The 16,485-nt window shown below is 71.5% G+C and carries 17 protein-coding genes; 4 read left to right on the top strand and 13 right to left on the bottom strand.

What is annotated here, in order from left to right; all coding sequences use genetic code 11:
- The first annotated feature begins 81 nt into the window (after positions 1-81).
- Positions 82-966, top strand: coding sequence for a LysR family transcriptional regulator (locus tag ACQPXG_RS14420; RefSeq protein WP_433468174.1), 885 nt, complete (start codon positions 82-84; stop codon positions 964-966).
- Here the strand turns inward: ACQPXG_RS14420 and ACQPXG_RS14415 are convergent, their stop codons facing one another.
- The 5 genes from ACQPXG_RS14415 to ACQPXG_RS14395 all read right to left on the bottom strand — a co-directional run bounded on the left by ACQPXG_RS14415 (position 967) and on the right by ACQPXG_RS14395 (position 4,903).
- Positions 967-1,473, bottom strand: a complete 507-nt coding sequence (locus ACQPXG_RS14415; protein WP_433468173.1) for a hypothetical protein — start codon at positions 1,471-1,473, stop codon at positions 967-969.
- A gap of 124 nt (positions 1,474-1,597) precedes the next feature.
- A complete protein-coding gene (locus ACQPXG_RS14410) occupies positions 1,598-2,065 on the bottom strand; it encodes a Dps family protein (protein ID WP_433468172.1) in 468 nt (155 codons plus the stop codon).
- 148 nt (positions 2,066-2,213) lie between these two features.
- Positions 2,214-2,567, bottom strand: a complete 354-nt coding sequence (locus ACQPXG_RS14405) for a helix-turn-helix domain-containing protein (RefSeq protein WP_358450696.1) — start codon at positions 2,565-2,567, stop codon at positions 2,214-2,216.
- 111 nt (positions 2,568-2,678) lie between these two features.
- Entirely contained in the window at positions 2,679-3,974 is a 1,296-nt protein-coding gene (locus ACQPXG_RS14400; RefSeq protein ID WP_433468171.1) for a CinA family nicotinamide mononucleotide deamidase-related protein, read from the bottom strand.
- Positions 3,975-4,390: 416 nt separating this feature from the next.
- Positions 4,391-4,903: a DUF1990 family protein gene (locus tag ACQPXG_RS14395; RefSeq protein ID WP_433468170.1), complete on the bottom strand. Its 513-nt coding sequence runs from the start codon at positions 4,901-4,903 to the stop codon at positions 4,391-4,393.
- Positions 4,904-4,990: 87 nt separating this feature from the next.
- On the opposite strand from ACQPXG_RS14395, the gene ACQPXG_RS14390 reads away from it, so the two are divergent.
- From ACQPXG_RS14390 to ACQPXG_RS14380, 3 genes are read left to right on the top strand one after another with little or no spacing between them, the layout of a single operon-like run.
- Positions 4,991-5,794, top strand: a complete 804-nt coding sequence (locus tag ACQPXG_RS14390) for an MOSC domain-containing protein (protein ID WP_433468169.1) — start codon at positions 4,991-4,993, stop codon at positions 5,792-5,794.
- Between the two features lie 22 nt (positions 5,795-5,816).
- Positions 5,817-6,140 carry a hypothetical protein gene (locus tag ACQPXG_RS14385; protein ID WP_433468168.1) on the top strand — a complete coding sequence of 108 codons (324 nt, stop codon included), beginning with the start codon at positions 5,817-5,819 and terminating at the stop codon, positions 6,138-6,140.
- Positions 6,137-6,559, top strand: a complete 423-nt coding sequence (locus tag ACQPXG_RS14380) for an acyl-CoA thioesterase (RefSeq protein WP_433468167.1) — start codon at positions 6,137-6,139, stop codon at positions 6,557-6,559. The genes ACQPXG_RS14385 and ACQPXG_RS14380 overlap by 4 nt, the downstream gene beginning before the upstream one ends.
- A gap of 6 nt (positions 6,560-6,565) precedes the next feature.
- On the opposite strand, the gene ACQPXG_RS14375 is transcribed toward ACQPXG_RS14380, so the two are convergent.
- The 8 genes from ACQPXG_RS14375 to ACQPXG_RS14340 all read right to left on the bottom strand — a co-directional run bounded on the left by ACQPXG_RS14375 (position 6,566) and on the right by ACQPXG_RS14340 (position 16,431).
- The gene (locus ACQPXG_RS14375; protein ID WP_433468166.1) at positions 6,566-7,156 is read right to left on the bottom strand and encodes a CDP-alcohol phosphatidyltransferase family protein; all 591 of its coding nucleotides are present in this window, start codon (positions 7,154-7,156) and stop codon (positions 6,566-6,568) included.
- Positions 7,153-8,565, bottom strand: coding sequence for a 30S ribosomal protein S12 methylthiotransferase RimO (gene rimO / locus ACQPXG_RS14370; RefSeq protein WP_433468165.1), 1,413 nt, complete (start codon positions 8,563-8,565; stop codon positions 7,153-7,155). The genes ACQPXG_RS14375 and rimO overlap by 4 nt, the downstream gene beginning before the upstream one ends.
- A 58-nt stretch (positions 8,566-8,623) precedes the next feature.
- The gene (locus tag ACQPXG_RS14365; RefSeq protein WP_433468164.1) at positions 8,624-9,376 is read right to left on the bottom strand and encodes a helix-turn-helix domain-containing protein; all 753 of its coding nucleotides are present in this window, start codon (positions 9,374-9,376) and stop codon (positions 8,624-8,626) included.
- Between the two features lie 145 nt (positions 9,377-9,521).
- Positions 9,522-12,146, bottom strand: coding sequence for a DNA translocase FtsK (locus ACQPXG_RS14360; RefSeq protein WP_433468163.1), 2,625 nt, complete (start codon positions 12,144-12,146; stop codon positions 9,522-9,524).
- 103 nt (positions 12,147-12,249) lie between these two features.
- Entirely contained in the window at positions 12,250-13,935 is a 1,686-nt protein-coding gene (locus ACQPXG_RS14355) for a ribonuclease J (protein WP_433468162.1), read from the bottom strand.
- Entirely contained in the window at positions 13,932-14,870 is a 939-nt protein-coding gene (dapA, locus tag ACQPXG_RS14350) for a 4-hydroxy-tetrahydrodipicolinate synthase (RefSeq protein WP_433468161.1), read from the bottom strand. Before dapA ends, ACQPXG_RS14355 begins: the two co-directional genes overlap by 4 nt.
- Before the next feature lie 156 nt (positions 14,871-15,026).
- Positions 15,027-15,248 (bottom strand): hypothetical protein, encoded by a 222-nt coding sequence (locus ACQPXG_RS14345; protein WP_433468160.1) that lies wholly within the window; start codon positions 15,246-15,248, stop codon positions 15,027-15,029.
- Positions 15,249-15,387: 139 nt separating this feature from the next.
- A complete protein-coding gene (locus ACQPXG_RS14340) occupies positions 15,388-16,431 on the bottom strand; it encodes a hypothetical protein (protein ID WP_433468159.1) in 1,044 nt (347 codons plus the stop codon).
- Positions 16,432-16,485 lie beyond the last annotated feature (54 nt).

Below are 16,485 nucleotides of genomic sequence, written 5' to 3'. Positions count from 1 at the left end.
CGCACGACGATTCTCGATCCGCGACCATCCCAAGTCAATTCTCGGGTTTCCTTACCGATCTCCCAGCTCTAGCTTGGGTACATGACCCTGGACGACCTCCGCGTCTTCGTGGCCGTCTGCGCCGCCGGCAACCTGAGCGCCGTCGCCCGTGACCTGTCGTGCAGCCAGTCGGCCGTCAGCCAGCATGTGAAGCGGCTCGAACGGGAGACCGGGCTCGTGCTGCTGGAACGGCGACCGCGCGGTGTCGTGCCGACCGGGGCGGGGCGCATCCTGCACGAGGCCGTGACGGAGGGGATCGCGGGGCTGGACGCGGCGCTACGCCGTCTCGACGACCTGCGCCGCGGGGTCGGCGGCACGGTCCGGATCGCGACCGGCGCGACGACCGTGCGGCACTTCATGGCGGCGGGGGTGGCGGCCTTCCGCGCGCGGCATCCCGATACCGCGCTCCAGTTCGAGACCGCCGGGTCGAGCCGCCGGTGTCTGGAGGCCGTCCGCTCGCACGCGGCGGATCTCGCCTGGGTGACGATCGGGCCTCCGCTGGAGGGCGTCGAGCAGCGGGCGTCCCGGGAACTGCCGTGGATGCTGGCCGTCCACGCCGGGGACCCTCTCGCGCAACGGGCGTCGATCGCGCTGGACGACCTCGCCGGGATCCGGTACATCGAACTTCCCGCGCACTCCACATCCCGCGTCCACCTGGAGATGCATCTGGAGCGGCACGGGGTGCGGCTGACGTCCACGACGAGCGTCGCCGACTGGGACACCGCGCTGCTGCTGGCCGAACTCGGCCTGGGTCACGCGATCCTGCCCGCGCTGCCGGGGTGGGGGCGCGGGGCGGGAGACGTCCGGCTGATCCCGGTCCCCGGCCTGCCGCCGCTCACCGCCGGCTGGGCGGCGCGCCGCTGGGACGCACTGAGCCCGCTCGCCGTCGAGTTCGCGGGGACCGTCCTGGAACACCTGCGCACGTGATCAGCGCGGGGTGATCTGGCCGTTCGCCACGGTCAGGACGGCCTGCGGTTCGCCTTCGCCGCAGTGCGGGCCGTTCGGGAACGTGGTCTTGGGGGTGACGTCGACGCGTTTGCCGAGATACTTCCGGCCCTGGGCGTCGCGCAGCGTGAGCGTGACCTTCACCGACGTCTTCGGCAGGCCCTCGACGTGAGCGAAGCCGGACATGCCGCCGTCGGGAGAGGCGGACGCCCCGCAGGCGTCGTCCGGTTCGTCACCGTCGCAGCCGGTGGAGACCGTCTTCGAGGTCGGCCTCAGCTCCAGCCGCGGCTCCTGGCACGTCCCGCCCCAGCACACCCGCAGGTGCGCGGACGCGACGCGCGCCCCTTCCGGGGCCGGGACGACCACGCTCAGACCCGGCATGGAGCCGATCAGGGTGCACTCGCGTCCGGCGCCGCCGCCTCCGGTGCCGCAGGCGGCGAGGGCGAGCAGCGCGGTGCCGAGTGTCACGGCCGTGCGGAGGCGACGCATCCCCAAAGATCACCACATTCCGCGGCGGGTTCGCATCCGAACCCGGAAATGCCCAGGCCCCCGCCGGAACGCGGGGGCCTGGGCATCTATCGCGCTCGGGTCCGCTCGGGACCGGTCGCGCGGGTCAGGTCTGCGCCTGGAACATCCAGTGCTGTTTCTCCAGTTCGCGGGTGATGCCGATGAGCAGGTCCTGGGTGATCGGATCCGGCTCGTCGGTCGCCGCGACACGCTCGCGGAACCGGCCGATGATCTGCGCCAGGGTGTCGGTGATCGCCGCGACGACCTTGTCGTCGGCGAGATAGCCGGCCTCCGGCTGCGGAACCGCGGTGCGGTCGGCGACCGTGCGGACACGGCCGTCGGGGTTCACCCCGATCGCCACGGCCCGCTCCGCGACATCGTCCTGCCCCGCGCGGGCGAGGGCGACGATCTCGTCAAGGTGCTCGTGGACGACCTTGAAGTTGCGTCCGGTCAGATTCCAGTGCGCCTGCTTGGCCACGAGTGAAAGATCGATGAGGTCGACGAGAGCGCCCTGCAAGGCGTCCCCCGTGGCCTTCAGGGCCGCATCACCGAGCGGGCTCTTGATCGCCGCCATGATCGGGCTCCTTCCGCGTCGTTACGGTTATCCGTCACAACACGTACAGGTCCCCGGAAATGCCGAGCCCATGCGTGAGGCCGCGCACACCCGCGGCCCGGGTCGCGCATGAACCCGGCCTGTGCGGCCCTGCCCGTCCGGTGACGGGTCAGGCCGCGACCATGTCGGCGCGGAGCTCGCCGGTGATCTCCTCTGGGGTCTCCGGGATGCTCTCGGTGGAGATCCGCTCGTGCTCGGGCGCGCCCGCCATGACGGGCTCGTGCTGCAGCTCGGCGAGGGCCAGCTGATCCGCTACTTCCCTCAGCACGTGCGACAGCGGGACGCCCAGGGCCTTGCAGATAGAGGACAGCAATTCCGAAGATGCCTCTTTCTGCCCCCGCTCGACCTCGGAGAGGTAGCCGAGTGACACCCGCGCGGCCGCGGACACCTCACGGAGGGTGCGTCCCTGGCGCAGCCGCAGCTGCCGCAGTACGTCACCGAGCAGCTGGCGAAGCAGGACCATCGTCTCGCTCCCTCCCTCAGTTCGGACCATCTGCCGGTTCCACCGTACCCGCCTTGACGGTGACCATGGCAGACCGTTGATTTCGTGTTCGCTCGGAACGTAACGCTGTAATCAGCCCCGATCTTCCCGATCTGCCTGAGCCTCCCCGTCGCCGTCCGCCACGTCAAGCCCCAGCAGGCGACGTCTCAGCAGCTCAAGGGCATGGACGACGGTCATCCGCCGGATCACGGCGCGGACCTCCGGACCCGTCCCCGGCACGGGGAGTTTCGGGCCGGCCACGGTGCGCGAGTTCCCGGGACCGGCCAGGCCGATATAGACCGTTCCGACGGGATGCCCGTCCTGGCTGTCAGGGCCGGCGACACCCGTCACGGCGAGCCCGTAGGTCGTGCCGAGAGCGTCGCGGACGCCCGCGGCCATCGCGGCGGCCACGTCCGGGTGCACCGCGCCGTGCTCGGCGAGCAGATCGTCCGGGACGCCCAGCAGCCGCCCCTTCACCTCTGTGGCATAGGTCACCATGCCGCCCGCGTAGGTGACGGACGAACCTGGCGCCCCTGTCAGCTCCGCGCCGATGAGCCCGCCCGTCAGCGACTCCGCGGTGGCGACGGTCTCGCCGCGGTCGGCCAGCAGCCCGTGCACCACGTAGGCCAGCGACTCGTCCTCGATGCCGTAGACGGCCGGGCCCAGCAGCTCCCGGACGCGCGCCTCCACGTCCGCCAGGCGTGCGGCGGCGTTCCCGCCTGCCACCGTGATGCGCACCTTCACCTCGGCCGGGCCGGGCAGGTAGGCGAGCTTCACCCCGTCCATCGCCTCGACCTCGGCGAGCCGTGTCGCGATGACCGACTCCCACATCCGCGCGGTGCGCAGCGTGCGGCGCGCCACCGCGGGCAGCCCGGCGATCCGCGCCAGCTCCGGCAGGACGACCTCGTCCATGATCGTGCGCATCTCGAACGGGACGCCGGGCAGCGCGTACGCGACCCCGCCGGGCAGCTCGACGCGCAGGCCCGGCGCCGAGCCCGCCGAGTTGGCCAGCACCCGCGCACCCTCCGGGACGTCCGCCATGCGCAGCGCCATCGGCTGCAGCTCGCGGCCGGCCCTCGCGACCCGCTCGCGCAGGCGCCGCTCCAGCGCCGCGTCCCGGACGAGGGCGACGCCCGCCGCCTTGGCGAGCGCGTCCCGCGTCACGTCGTCGTAGGTGGGGCCGAGCCCGCCGGTCGTGATGACCGCGTCGGCCCGGTCGAGCGCGGACGCCACCGCCGCGACGATCACGTCGAGCTCGTCGCCGACGACGACACTGCGGGTGACGTCGACGCCGTGGTCGGCGAGCCTGCGGCCGAGCCACGCCGCGTTGCCGTTGATCGTGTCGCCGAGGAGCAGCTCGTCCCCGACGGTGAGCAGTTCGACCCGCATCGCGCCCCCATCTCCCCACTTCGCAAGGGACTCGAATCTACCGGCGCGGGCCGGCTACGGACCCTCCGGACTGCCGGTTCACCGGGAGTGGCGACCGATTGAGGACGGCGCGGATCGGGATCCGCCGCGCTTTCCATTACCGCATGTCATTGCCTTATGCGAATTCGACAATGATCAGACGCCCAGGTCACCGTGTGAGTCAAAACTCATTCCGCCGATTCGTCCGAGTGGACGGCGAGAGGGATAATCGATCACGCAGCACCCGCGAAAACCGGGCCGCGGGACCACGACCGGGGTGGGCGTGGTTCCGCGGTCCGCCCCGGTTCCCAGAGCGGAGTGCCAGCGGAGCGGAGGGGGCAGCGGACCGCCCTCCGGGGGGCGCGGGGGTCGTCCCCCCGCAGGAGACCGCCCCGGGTTCAGGGGCGCGCCAGCCGGCGCAGTACCGCGCCGCAGCGGCGGGCGTAGGCGCGCTGGAACACCGGCCCGAGCGGGCCCGCCGCCCTCCCCGCGGCCGTCGCCGGCCGGCTGAACGCGGTGACCGTCAGCCACACGTCGTCCTCGTCGTCCAGATGCACGACGAACGACTCCTCGCCCGACTGCGGATGGCCCGGAAGCGTCCCGTACGCCCACCCGGTGTAGCGCTCCTCCTCGCGGGTCCACACGATCCGGCAGGGCGCGTTCAGGCGCAGCGGCCCGGCGCCCAGCCCGATCACGACGCTGACGCCGGGCGCGGCGCGCGGAGCCGACGTCTCCACCCGGACGGGAAGCGCCCGGTGCATCCAGAACTCCATGACCGCGTCCGCCGCGTTCCGGTACGCCGCGTCCCCCCGCCCGACGAGCATGCGGTGGCGCAGATGCCGGTAACCGTCCGGCCGCTCCGCCTCCCGCGTCGCGCCCACCTCGGCGTAGGTGAAGTCCTGTGCGGTCATCCGGTCCGGCCTCCAAAGTGACGAATCGACGTCAAGTATCGCCCGTTTCCCTGGTCACCTGGCGGGCCTCTCCGTAACGTCCGTCGCATGATCGCCGTCATCGCGGAGCTGAACGTCTTCCCGATCAAAAGCGCCGGGGCCGTCCCGCTCACCGAGGCCGAACTGACCCCGAATGGGCTGCGCCACGATCGGGCGTTCATGCTCGTCCGCCCAGAGGGCCGCCACCTGTCGCAGCGGGAGGTCCCCGAGCTCGCCCTGCTGCGTCCCCACTACGACGGCGTGAAGCTGACCGTCCGCACACCGCTCGCGCCCTCGCCCCTGGTGTGCGAGGCGGTGGACGGCCCGGCCCTCGACGTGACCGTGCACAAACGCCCTTGCCAAGGCATCGACCAGGGCGACGAGGCGGCCGAATGGTTCTCCACCACCCTGGGACTCTCCTGCCGCCTCGTCCGCTTCACCGGGACGCGTCCCACCATGCTCGGCGGCGGGACGCTGACCTACGCCGACGGCTACCCCGTCTCGGTGCTGTCCGCCGAGTCTCTGGACGACCTGAACCGGCGGGTGGAGGCCCGGCTGCCGATGGTCCGGTTCCGACCCAACATCGTCCTGCGCGGCCTCGGCCCCTACGGCGAGGACGCCGTCACCCTGCTGCGCGGCGACCACGCGGAGATCGAGCTCATCAGGCCCTGCGGCCGCTGCGTCATCATCAACACCGACCAGGACACCGCCCGGCGCGCACCGGAGCCGCTCCGCGCCCTCGCCCGCTACCGCACGGAACGTTTCGCCGGACGTCGCGAGATCATGTTCGGCCGCCTCGGCATCCCCCGCACGCTGGGCACACTGCGCGTGGGCGAGAGGCTGAGCGCTCTCACATCGCTTGGCGATTGCTAGCAATCGATATACGATCACGAACGTGGAGGAACCGATCGACCGCGCCCGGCTGCAAGCCGGCCTGCGGCTCATCGCGCGCGGTCTGGAGGAGCTCGCCGCCGCCCTCGACGGCCCGGACGAGGCCGGGGAACCGGAACGCACCGCCCGCGTCATCCGCGACTGGGGGCGCAGGGGCCTCCGCAAGGACGAGGCGTCCGCGCTGTTCAAGCGGCACGGCTTCGCGCCGCAGACGACCGGCGGCTGGACGCGCGGCGACTGGGTCGAGATCGGCGACGACAGCCTGCGCTACCTGACCGCGAAGTCCCACGAGTGGCTCGCGGGATACGACGAGGAGGAGGGAACATGACGCCGCCGTTCACCGTGCGGGTCACCGTCCGCGCCTACGAACTGGACACCCAGGGCCACCTCAACGGCGCCGTCTACCACCAGTACGGCGACCACGCGCGGTGGGAGTGCCTGCGCGCCGCCGGCATCTCCGTCGACGAGCTCATCGCCACCGGCGTCGGACCGGTCACGCTGGAGAACACCATCCGCTACCACCGCGAGCTGCATGCGGGCGACGACGTCGACATCACGTGCGCGTTCGACTGGGGTGAGGGCAAGACGTTCCGGATGAGGCAGGAGCTGCGGCGCACGGACGGCGCCCTGGCAGCCGAGATCACCAGCCTCGGCGGCCTGCTCGACCTCAAGGAGCGGCGGCTCGTCCCCGACCCGGGAAGCCACTGGCGCGCCCTGGCCGAGACCCCCGCGCTGCTCGGCCTCTGAGCGCCCTCAGGAGGCGGCGGGCTTGCGGCGCATGCGCCACGCCTGGACGACGTAGTCGACGCCGGTGACGACCGTGACGACGAGGGCGGCGCCCATCGTGGCCCAGCGCAGGTAGTCCAGCGGGCCGGGCAGGATGTAGAAGCCGATCGCGAAGACCTGCAGCATCGTCTTCAGCTTGCCGCCCTTGCTGGCCGGGATCACGCCGCGCCGGATGACGACGAACCGCATCACCGTGATGCCGATCTCGCGGACCATGATGACGATGGTCACCCACCACCACAGCTCCCCCATCACCGACAGGCTGACCAGCGCGGCGCCGGTGAGCGCCTTGTCGGCGATCGGGTCGGCGATCTTGCCGAAGTCGGTGACCAGGCCGCGGGCCCGCGCGATGTCGCCGTCGATCTTGTCGGTGATCGAGGCGACCGCGAACACCGCGAACGCGGCGAGCCGCCATCCGTCGCCGTCCTTGAAGAACAGCCAGACGAAGACGGGCACCAGCGCGATCCGGGCGAGCGTCAGGGCGTTGGCGACGTTCCAGACACCGGCCTGCGGCGGGTCCTGGGAGCCCGCGACCGGATCCGGGGTGCCCGCGATCATGACACGTCCGCGACGAGGTCCACCCCGTCGCTGCCCACGACCCGGGCCGCGACGATGTCGCCGAGGGCGAGACCCTCGCCGCGGACCAGGACCGTCCCGTCCACCTCGGGCGCCTGGTGCTCGGCGCGGCCCTCGAAGCCGCCGTCCTCCGCCTTGTCCTCCAGCAGGACGCGGAGCGGCGAGCCGACCCGGTCCTCGGCGCGCTGCGCGGTCAGCTCCTCGGCGAGGCCGGACAGCTCCTCCACCCGGGCGGCGACCTCGGCGGGGTCGAGCTTGCCGTCCAGGTTCGCGGCCTCGGTGCCGTCCTCGTCCGAGTAGCCGAACACGCCGACCGCGTCGAGCCGCGCCGCCGACAGGAACTCCGCGAGTTCCTCGAAGTCGTCCTCGCTCTCGCCGGGGAAGCCGACGATGAAGTTCGAGCGCACGCCGGCCTCCGGCGCCAGCGCGCGGATCTGGTCCAGCAGCCCGAGGAACCGCTCCCGGTCCCCGAACCTCCGCATCGAGCGCAGCACCGGGCCGCTCGCGTGCTGGAACGACATGTCGAAGTACGGCGCGACGCCCGGGGTGCCGCAGATCGCCTCGATGAGCCCCGGCCGCGTCTCCGCGGGCTGCAGGTAGCTCACCCGGACGCGCTCGATGCCGTCCACCGCGGCGAGGTCCGGCAGCAGCTTCTCCAGCGCGCGGAGGTCTCCGAGGTCCTTGCCGTAGGACGTGGAGTTCTCGCTGACGAGGACCAGCTCCCGGACGCCGTGCCCGGCCAGCCAGTGCGCCTCCTCCAGCACCTCCGCCGGCGGACGCGACACGTACGCGCCGCGGAACGCCGGGATCGCGCAGAACGTGCAGCGCCGGTCGCAGCCCGACGCCAGCTTCAGCGGAGCGACCGGGCCGCCGCCGAGACGCCGCCGCAGCACCCGCGGACCGGACGCCGGGGCCACCCCGTCCGGCAGGTCGTCCTGCCCGCCGTGCCCCGGAATCGCCGCCCGGGAGGAGTGCCGCTCGACCGGGCTGATCGGCAGGAGGGTGCGGCGGTCACGCGGGGTGTGCGCGGCGTGCCCGCGTCCCGCCATGACGTCGTCGAGCCGGTCGCCGATCGCGGTGTAGTCGTCGAAGCCGATCACCGCGTCCGCCTCCGGCAGCGCCTCCGCCAGCTCCTTGCCGTACCGCTCGGCCATGCAGCCGGCCGCCACGACCTTGGCCCCGGAGTCGTGCGCGGCCAGCAGCGTGTCGACGGAGTCCTTCTTGGCGGCCTCGATGAACCCGCAGGTGTTGACGACCACCACGTCGGCGCCGTCCGCGCCGTCCGCCAGGTCCCAGCCCGCGTCCTCGATGCGCGCGGCGAGCTCCTCGGAATCGACCTCGTTGCGGGCGCAGCCGAGCGTGATGAGCGAGACCTTGCGGCGAGTGGACATGCCCCTAAGGTAATGGCCCCGCACGCCCCAGGGGACCAGCGGGGCCCACACCCTCCCGTCAGGCGGACTCGGGGTCGTTGCGGTCGAAGCTCAGCCGCTGGACGCCCTTGCCCTTGCCGGGCGACCCCAGTTCCTTGCCGTTGACGGTCAGGTCGACGCTCCCGCCCACGCCGATCACCATCCGCACCTTCTTCTTGGCGGTGAAGCTCTTCTGGTCGCCCTCTCGGAGCATGCCGCTGAACAGCGTCTTGCCCTTGTCCCCGCGGACGTTCAGCCACGTCGCCCGCTTCGCCTCGACCTGCACCTCGACCTTGGTGCGGGGCGCCTCCGCGACCGGGCTGTTCGGCTGCGCCGGCGCGGACGTGGTGGGCGCGGGGGCCGGCCCCGCGGGCGTCCCGGCGACCTGCTGCGCGGTGCGCCGCTCGCCGCCGCCGTGCCCGACCACCTGCACGACCCCGTAGATCACCACGAGGGCGAGGGCGAGCGCCATCGCGGCGCTCCAGTTCGGCGACCTGCGCTCGCGGAACGCGACGGGCTGCTCCGGCTCGAACGCCGACAGCGCCGAGACGGGCTGCGGGGCGCCGCCGTGCGCCGCGTCGAACTCGGCGACGAGCGGTTCCGGATCGATGCCGATGACCCGCGAGATGCTGCGGATGTGTCCGCGGGCGTAGAAGTTGCCACCGCACGTCGAGAAGTCGTCGGCCTCCATGCCGCGGATGACGGTCTCGCGTATCCGCGTTTGGAGACTCACCTGTGTCACCGAGAGACCGGCCCGCTGACGCTCCTCCGCCAAGGTCTCACCGATGCTCACGCCGGGCCTCCTCTGAGGAGCTCGTGGCCGATTCCGCTTGACTGCGACACCAGTCTAGGAACGGCAATGCCCACTGGGCGACAGCCAACACGTTCGAAACAGGGCAAGATTTCGCATCATTCCGCAATGCCCCCGCAGCCCGTGCTCAGCCGCCGCCGCGCAGCTCCGCGAGCACCCCGGGGAGATCGTCCGGTTTGGTCAGCACGTCCCGCGCCTTGGAGCCCTCGCTCGGCCCGACGATGTCGCGGCTCTCCATCAGGTCCATCAGCCGGCCGGCCTTGGCGAACCCGACCCGGAGCTTGCGCTGCAGCATCGACGTCGACCCGAACTGGGTGGACACGACCAGCTCGATCGCCTGGACGAGCAGGTCCATGTCGTCGCCGATCTCCTCGTCGATCTCCTTCTTCGGCGCGCCGGACGCGGCGACGTCCTCCCGGTAGTTCGCCTCCATCTGCGCCTTGCAGTGGTCGACGACCCCGTGGATCTCCTTCTCCGCGACGTAGGCGTTCTGGAGGCGCATGGGCTTGCTCGCGCCCATCGGCAGGAACAGCGCGTCGCCCTGCCCGACGAGCTTCTCCGCGCCCGGCTGGTCGAGGATGACACGGCTGTCGGCCAGCGACGACGTCGCGAACGCCAGCCGGGACGGCACGTTCGCCTTGATGAGCCCTGTCACGACGTCCACCGACGGACGCTGCGTCGCGAGCACGAGGTGGATGCCGGCGGCGCGCGCGAGCTGGGTGATGCGGACGACGGAGTCCTCCACGTCGCGCGGCGCGACCATCATCAGGTCGGCCAGCTCGTCCACGATGACGAGCATGTACGGGTACGGCGTGTAGACGCGTTCGCTGCCGGGCGGCGGCTTGAGCTTGCCCGCCTTCACCGCCTTGTTGAAGTCGTCGATGTGCCGGTACCCGGACGCGGCCAGGTCGTCGTAGCGGCGGTCCATCTCGCCGACGACCCAGTCGAGGGCCTCCGCGGCCTTCTTCGGGTTGGTGATGATCGGCGTGATGAGGTGCGGGATGCCCTGGTACATCGTCAGCTCGACCCGCTTGGGGTCGACGAGGATCATCCGTACCTCGTCCGGCGTCGCGCGCATCAGGACCGAGGTGATGAGCCCGTTGATGCACGTCGACTTGCCCGCGCCGGTGGCGCCGGCGATGAGGATGTGCGGCATCTTCGCGAGGTTCGCCACGACCGTGCGCCCCTCGACGTCCTTGCCGAGCCCGACGACCATCGGGTGGTGCTCGTTCGTCGCGGCGGGCGAGCGGAGCACGTCGCCGAGGCTGACGATGTCCTTGTCGGTGTTCGGGATCTCCACGCCGATCGCGGACTTGCCGGGGATCGGGGAGATGATGCGCACGTCCGCGCTCTTCACCGCGTAGGCGATGTTCTTCGTCAGCGCGGTGACCTTCTCGACCTTCACCGCCGGGCCGAGCTCGATCTCGTACCGGGTGATCGTCGGGCCGCGGGTGAACCCCGTGACCTGCGCGTCGATGTCGAACTGCTCCAGCACGCCGGACAGCGCGTTCACCACCGTGTCGTTGGCCTTCGTGCGCGGCTTGGAGACGCTGCCGGGACGCAGCGCCGACGGGTCCGGCAGGGCGTAGATCTCGCCGGACGACGACAGCGGCAGCTGCTCGGAGCGGCGCGGCGCCGGGGTCGGGTCGGGCACCTCCGGCGGCGCCGGCGGCTCGGTCATGGACTCGCCGGCCACGTGCACGTCCATCGGCTCGTGCACGTCCATCGGCTCGTCGTCGGCGGGCGGCGCGGGCGGCGGGACGTCCACGCCGAACGGGTCGGGCTCGAACAGCTCGTCGGCGAGGTCGCGCTTCGGCCGGTCGGCCTTCTTCGGCCCGTCCTCCAGCAGCGGCGTGTCGTACGGCCTGGAGTGCTCGCCGACCTCCACCTCGCCGTCGTCCTCGGGCTTCTTCTTGCGGCGGCGCTTCTTCGGCGTGTCCTCGCCCTCGGCCGCGTCGGCGGACGGGCGTTCCGGGCGGCCCTGCAGCGTCGCCATCGCCCACAGGTCGGTGACCCGCTCGGGCACCTTCGCGATCGGCGTCGCGGTCACCACCAGCAACCCGAAGCCGGACAGGAGCAGCAGCAGCGGGACAGCCACCCACCCGCTCAGCGCCGCGTCCAGCGGGGCCGACACCAGCCAGCCGACCAGGCCGCCCGACTCGCGGACGGCGTCCATGTCCTTCGCGGGGGACGGGACGCCGGCGGCGATGTGCAGGATGCCGAGCACGCCGACGCCGAGCGCGGTGATGCCGATGACGACGCGCCCGGTGTCCTCGTGGTTCTCGGGGTGGCGCAGCGTCCGCCACGCCAGCAGGGCCAGCAGCACGGGCAGCACCATCGCCATGATGCCGAGGCCGCCGCGCACGACCTTCTCCAGCGCGATGGTGACGACGCCGTCCGGCCGGAACCAGGTCACGGAGGCCAGCACGATGGAGGAGCCGAGCAGCGCCAGCCCGAGCCCGTCGCGCCGGTGCTCGGGGTCGAGGTTGCGGGCGCCGTGCCCGTAGGCGCGGAAGACGGACCCGACCGCGACCGCGGCGAGCAGATACAGCTTGAACAGCAGCTTGAAGAACCCGAGGACCGCCTGGGAGATCGGGTCGGGCTTCTGCGGGGGGCGCCCACGGCCCGAGCCGCGGCCCCCCTTGGAGGTGCCGCTCGGTCGCTTCCGGGGGGACGAACCTGCGGACTTGCGTGCCGCCGTGCCCCCCGCACGCGAGGAGGTCTTCGCACCCCCAGACGCACGTGTGGCCATGATTATGAGAGTAACCAAGGACCACTTCGGTTCCGGGTATGGCGAACGGCGTGTTGGACGACGGACGGCCGCGGGGCGCCCCCGCGGCCGTCCGGACCGGGCGTCAGACCTCGACGACCACCGGGACGATCATCGGGCGGCGGCGGTAGTTGTCGCTCACCCACTTGCCGACCGTGCGCCGGATGAGCTGGCCGAGCTGGTGCAGGTCGTTCACGCCGTCGCCGGCCGCGTCCCGCAGCACGGCCTCGATCCGCGCGATGATCTCGTCGAAGTCCTCGTTGACGATGCCGGCGCCGCGGGCGTGCACCTCGGGCCCGGCGACGAGCTTGCCGGACGTGGAGTCGATGCCGACGACGATGGAGACGAACCCCTCCTCGCCGAGGATGCGCCGGTCCTTCAGCGAGGTCTCGGTGACCTCGCCGACCGACAGGCCGTCCACGTACACGTACCCGGCGGGGACGGCGCCGACGATCTTGGCGCGCCCGTCCACGAGGTCGACGACGACGCCGTCCTCGGCGATGACGATGCCCTCGTCGGGGACGCCCGTGAGCGCGGCGAGCTTCGCGTGCGCGCGCAGGTGCCGCCATTCCCCGTGGATCGGCATGAAGTTCGCCGGTTTCGTCACGTTGAGCACGTAGAGCAGCTCACCGGCCGACGCGTGCCCGGACACGTGCACGAGCGCGTTGCCCTTGTGGACGATGCGGGCGCCCCACCGGGTGAGCCCGTTGATGACGCGGTTGACCGCGTTCTCGTTGCCGGGGATCAGCGACGACGCCAGCATCACGGTGTCGCGGTCGGTGATGCGGATCGAGTGGTCGCGGTTCGCCATCCGCGACAGCGCCGACATCGGCTCGCCCTGCGAACCGGTGCACACCAGCACGAGCCGGTCGCCGGGGATGTCGTCGATCACCTTCTGGTCGACCATGATGCCCTCGGGGACGTTCAGGTACCCGAGCTCGCGTGCGACGCCCATGTTGCGCACCATCGACCGTCCGACGAAGCAGACCTTGCGGCCGTTGGCGACGGCGGCGTCCAGGACCTGCTGGACGCGGTGGATGTGCGAGGCGAAGCAGGCGACGATCAGCCGCTCCTGCGCGGTGCGGAACACCTCGTCGACGACCGGGCCGATGTTGCGCTCGCTGGTGACGAAGCCGGGCACCTCTGCGTTGGTCGAGTCGGCCATCAGCAGGTCGATGCCGTCGGCGCCGAGCCGGGCGAACCCGGGCAGGTCGGTGAGCCGGCCGTCCAGCGGGAGCTGGTCCATCTTGAAGTCGCCGGTGTGCAGGACGAGCCCGGCGGGCGTGCGGACGGCGACGGCGAGCGCGTCCGGGATGGAGTGGTTGACGGCGAGGAAGTCGCAGTCGAACGGCCCGAAGCTCCGCCGCTCGCCCTCCGCGACCACGTCGGTCACCGGTCTGATGCGGTGCTCGGCGAGCTTGGCCTCCAGCAGCGCGAGCGTGAGCCGCGACCCGACCAGGGGGATGTCGCGGCGCTCGCGCAGCAGGTACGGGACGGCGCCGATGTGGTCTTCGTGGCCGTGCGTGAGGACGACGGCCTCGATGTCGTCCAGGCGGTCCCTGATGTACTCGAAGTCGGGCAGGATCAGGTCGACTCCGGGCTGCTCGGTCTCGGGGAACAGGACGCCGCAGTCGACGACGAGCAGGCGGCCGCCGTACTCGAACACCGTCATGTTGCGGCCGATCTCCCCGAGCCCGCCGAGCGCGACGATGCGCAGACCGCCCTCGGGCGGGGCGGGCGGGTCCGAGAGCTCCGGGTGAGGATGACTCACCGGGCGACCTCCGGGATGGCAACCTCCGGCACTTTGACTCCCCCTATCGTGAGGTCTTCTCGCAGGCGCGCCGCGAACTCCGGCGAGGCCTCCACGAGCGGCGCGCGGAGCGGGCCGCCTCCGGGGAGGCCGAGCAGGTTCAGCGCTGCCTTGACGGCGATGGCGCCCTGCGTTCGGGTCATGATGGCGGTGACCACGGGCAGCAGCCGCCGGTGGATCTCCAGCGCCCGCCCGTGCTCACCGGCGCGGTATACGTCGATCATCTCATGAAGCTCGGCGCCCACGACATGGCCTACCACGCTGACGAACCCCGCCGCGCCGACCGACAGCCAGGGCAGGTTGAGGTTGTCGTCGCCGGAGTACCAGACGAGGTCGGTCTCGGCCATGACCCTGGACGCGCCGAACAGGTCGCCCTTGGCGTCCTTGACGGCGACGATGCGCGGATGGTCGGCGAGCTGCACGAGCGTGTCGTTCTGGATCGGCACCCCGGCGCGTCCCGGGATGTCGTACAGCATGCTGGGCAGCGCCGTCGCGTCGGCCACCGCCGTGAAATGGCGGACGAGGCCCTCCTGCGGCGGCTTGTTGTAGTACGGCGTGACCACGAGCAGGCCGTGCGCGCCGACGGCCTCGGCCTGCCGCGCGAGTTTCAGGCTGTGCTCGGTGTGGTTCGTCCCGGCACCGGCGACGATCACCGCGCGGTCGCCGACCGCCTCGATGACCGCGCGCAGAAGCGTGCTCTTCTCGTCGTCGCTCGTCGTGGGCGACTCGCCCGTGGTCCCGTTGACGACGAGACCGTCATGGCGCCGCTCGTCGACCAGGTGGGTCGCGAGGCGCGCGGCGCCGTCGTAGTCGACGCCGCCGTCCGGGAGGAACGGAGTGACCATGGCGGTCAGCATCCGCCCGAACGGGGCGTCAGTCGTTGTGCTGGGTGCCATGCAACGAACGGTACCGTTCCGGCCGATCGACTTGGACCCGCAGGTCGAAGCCGACCTATCCGAAAACGGGAGGAAGCCGCCGCCACACGCTCGGGGGTACGCGTGGCGGCGGCTCCCACACCCCACATCGTGGCACGCAAATGCCGCGTTACGGGGTCAGTCCGGCCACTTCCCGGACTCGGTTGGATAACGTGACCCCGCGGTCATCTCATGCAGGCGGACACGGAGCTCCTCGACGTCGGGGGTGCGCACGAGGTCGTTCCCGCGGACGGCCCACCAGTGGCCGGAGCCGCCCCGTCCGATCCGCCAGCCGGCGAACTCGGCTGACAGCCGGCTGATCCGGTCGGCGTCGTGCCGCGCGGACTGCTGAGTGCCCATCGACCTCGTCCCCACTTCCTTTGCCATCCGCCTGTCGAACCTTGACCTTCCGCACCGACCCTTACCCTCGCGCATGCGCGGGTATCCACCCCTTTTTACCTGGGCATACCGGGATCCGGAACGTGACGGGGCGGGTTCTTCAGCCGCCGAGACTTTCCGTCGTCCGGGGCAGCCAGGCGGTGCGGTATCGGGCCCATTCGGCCGGATCGGTGGTCCAGTCCGCGTAGACGCCGACGCCGTACGGACGCTTCGGCGGCCGCTTCAGGTCATCGATCCCGCGCCGGATGCCACGGAGCGCGACGGGCAGGTCCTCCGCCCAGTGCACGAGGGGCCGGTAGGTGGGGACGCCCATGAAGACGGTCGTGCGGTCGCCGATGAGCTCCAGCGTCGTGCGGGTGTGCCGGGCGAAGTGCCATCCGGCGAGGGAGCGGGTCGGCAGCGAGACGTCGTACGTCATGATCGCCACCTGGTCGGCCCGGTCGGCGACGGCGCGCAGGAACTTCTCGGTGGGCCGCGGCGGGTAGTGGATCGTCCCTGCGCGCGGGATGAGCGCCTTGTAGAGGGGCTGGACGGCGTCCAGGAGCGTCGGCTGCTCCAGCGCGACCGACAGCAGCCTGCCTCTGGATCGGGTCAGCTGACGGGTCCGGTCCATGAGGGCGAGGAACGCGTGGTCGTCCGGATAGATGGGTTCGAAGTCGTAGTGGATGCCGTCGAACCCGAGATCGAGGAACGCAGCGTCCGTCTTTAGGACCCGTTCCCGGACGGCCGGATCGTCGAGATCGATGATCCCCTTGCCGTCCACCACCCGGATCTGGCCCAGATACGCCTGCGCACGGACGCCCGGCGCGTACTTGTGCACGGCGGCGATGAGCCGCCGCGCGTAGCGGTACTTGGATTCGGGGACCGTCCCGTCCGCCTCGAACGGTCCCGCGTGGAAGAACACGTCGGTGATGCGGTTCTCCTGAAGCAGCCTTCCGAGTGCGCGGTACTCGGCGTCGCTGTGCGGCTCCCCCACCCACTGGTGCCGGGCCCAGAGCGCGTTCGCCTCGGTGCCGCGCGCCTCCGGCTCGGGCTGCCACCACGCCCACGCTCCGGCGGGCAGGAGCGCCGCGAGACCGAGAACGTACGCCGCCGCCCACGCCGTGCAGCGCAGAACACGTCCAACCCGCCCCTTTTGCCTCATCACGCAATGATCGCGGATCGTCCGGGTGCACCGGACGCGCCGCGCACCGCGTGC

The organism is Spirillospora sp. CA-128828 (assembly GCF_050945415.1).
GTDB lineage: Bacteria > Actinomycetota > Actinomycetes > Streptosporangiales > Streptosporangiaceae > Spirillospora.
Note: the sequence above shows the minus strand (reverse complement) of the source record. Positions and strands in the feature narration are given on the sequence as shown.

What these genes read in the sequence shown, in the direction of transcription:
- ACQPXG_RS14420 (WP_433468174.1), top strand. Translation starts at nt 82, where the DNA reads ATGACCCTGGACGACCTCCGCGTCTTCGTGGCCGTCTGCGCCGCCGGC.
- ACQPXG_RS14415 (WP_433468173.1), bottom strand. Translation starts at nt 1,473, where the DNA reads ATGCGTCGCCTCCGCACGGCCGTGACACTCGGCACCGCGCTGCTCGCC.
- ACQPXG_RS14410 (WP_433468172.1), bottom strand. Translation starts at nt 2,065, where the DNA reads ATGGCGGCGATCAAGAGCCCGCTCGGTGATGCGGCCCTGAAGGCCACG.
- ACQPXG_RS14405 (WP_358450696.1), bottom strand. Translation starts at nt 2,567, where the DNA reads ATGGTCCTGCTTCGCCAGCTGCTCGGTGACGTACTGCGGCAGCTGCGG.
- ACQPXG_RS14400 (WP_433468171.1), bottom strand. Translation starts at nt 3,974, where the DNA reads ATGCGGGTCGAACTGCTCACCGTCGGGGACGAGCTGCTCCTCGGCGAC.
- ACQPXG_RS14395 (WP_433468170.1), bottom strand. Translation starts at nt 4,903, where the DNA reads ATGACCGCACAGGACTTCACCTACGCCGAGGTGGGCGCGACGCGGGAG.
- ACQPXG_RS14390 (WP_433468169.1), top strand. Translation starts at nt 4,991, where the DNA reads ATGATCGCCGTCATCGCGGAGCTGAACGTCTTCCCGATCAAAAGCGCC.
- ACQPXG_RS14380 (WP_433468167.1), top strand. Translation starts at nt 6,137, where the DNA reads ATGACGCCGCCGTTCACCGTGCGGGTCACCGTCCGCGCCTACGAACTG.
- ACQPXG_RS14375 (WP_433468166.1), bottom strand. Translation starts at nt 7,156, where the DNA reads ATGATCGCGGGCACCCCGGATCCGGTCGCGGGCTCCCAGGACCCGCCG.
- rimO (WP_433468165.1), bottom strand. Translation starts at nt 8,565, where the DNA reads ATGTCCACTCGCCGCAAGGTCTCGCTCATCACGCTCGGCTGCGCCCGC.
- ACQPXG_RS14360 (WP_433468163.1), bottom strand. Translation starts at nt 12,146, where the DNA reads ATGGCCACACGTGCGTCTGGGGGTGCGAAGACCTCCTCGCGTGCGGGG.
- dapA (WP_433468161.1), bottom strand. Translation starts at nt 14,870, where the DNA reads ATGGCACCCAGCACAACGACTGACGCCCCGTTCGGGCGGATGCTGACC.
- ACQPXG_RS14345 (WP_433468160.1), bottom strand. Translation starts at nt 15,248, where the DNA reads ATGGGCACTCAGCAGTCCGCGCGGCACGACGCCGACCGGATCAGCCGG.
- ACQPXG_RS14340 (WP_433468159.1), bottom strand. Translation starts at nt 16,431, where the DNA reads ATGAGGCAAAAGGGGCGGGTTGGACGTGTTCTGCGCTGCACGGCGTGG.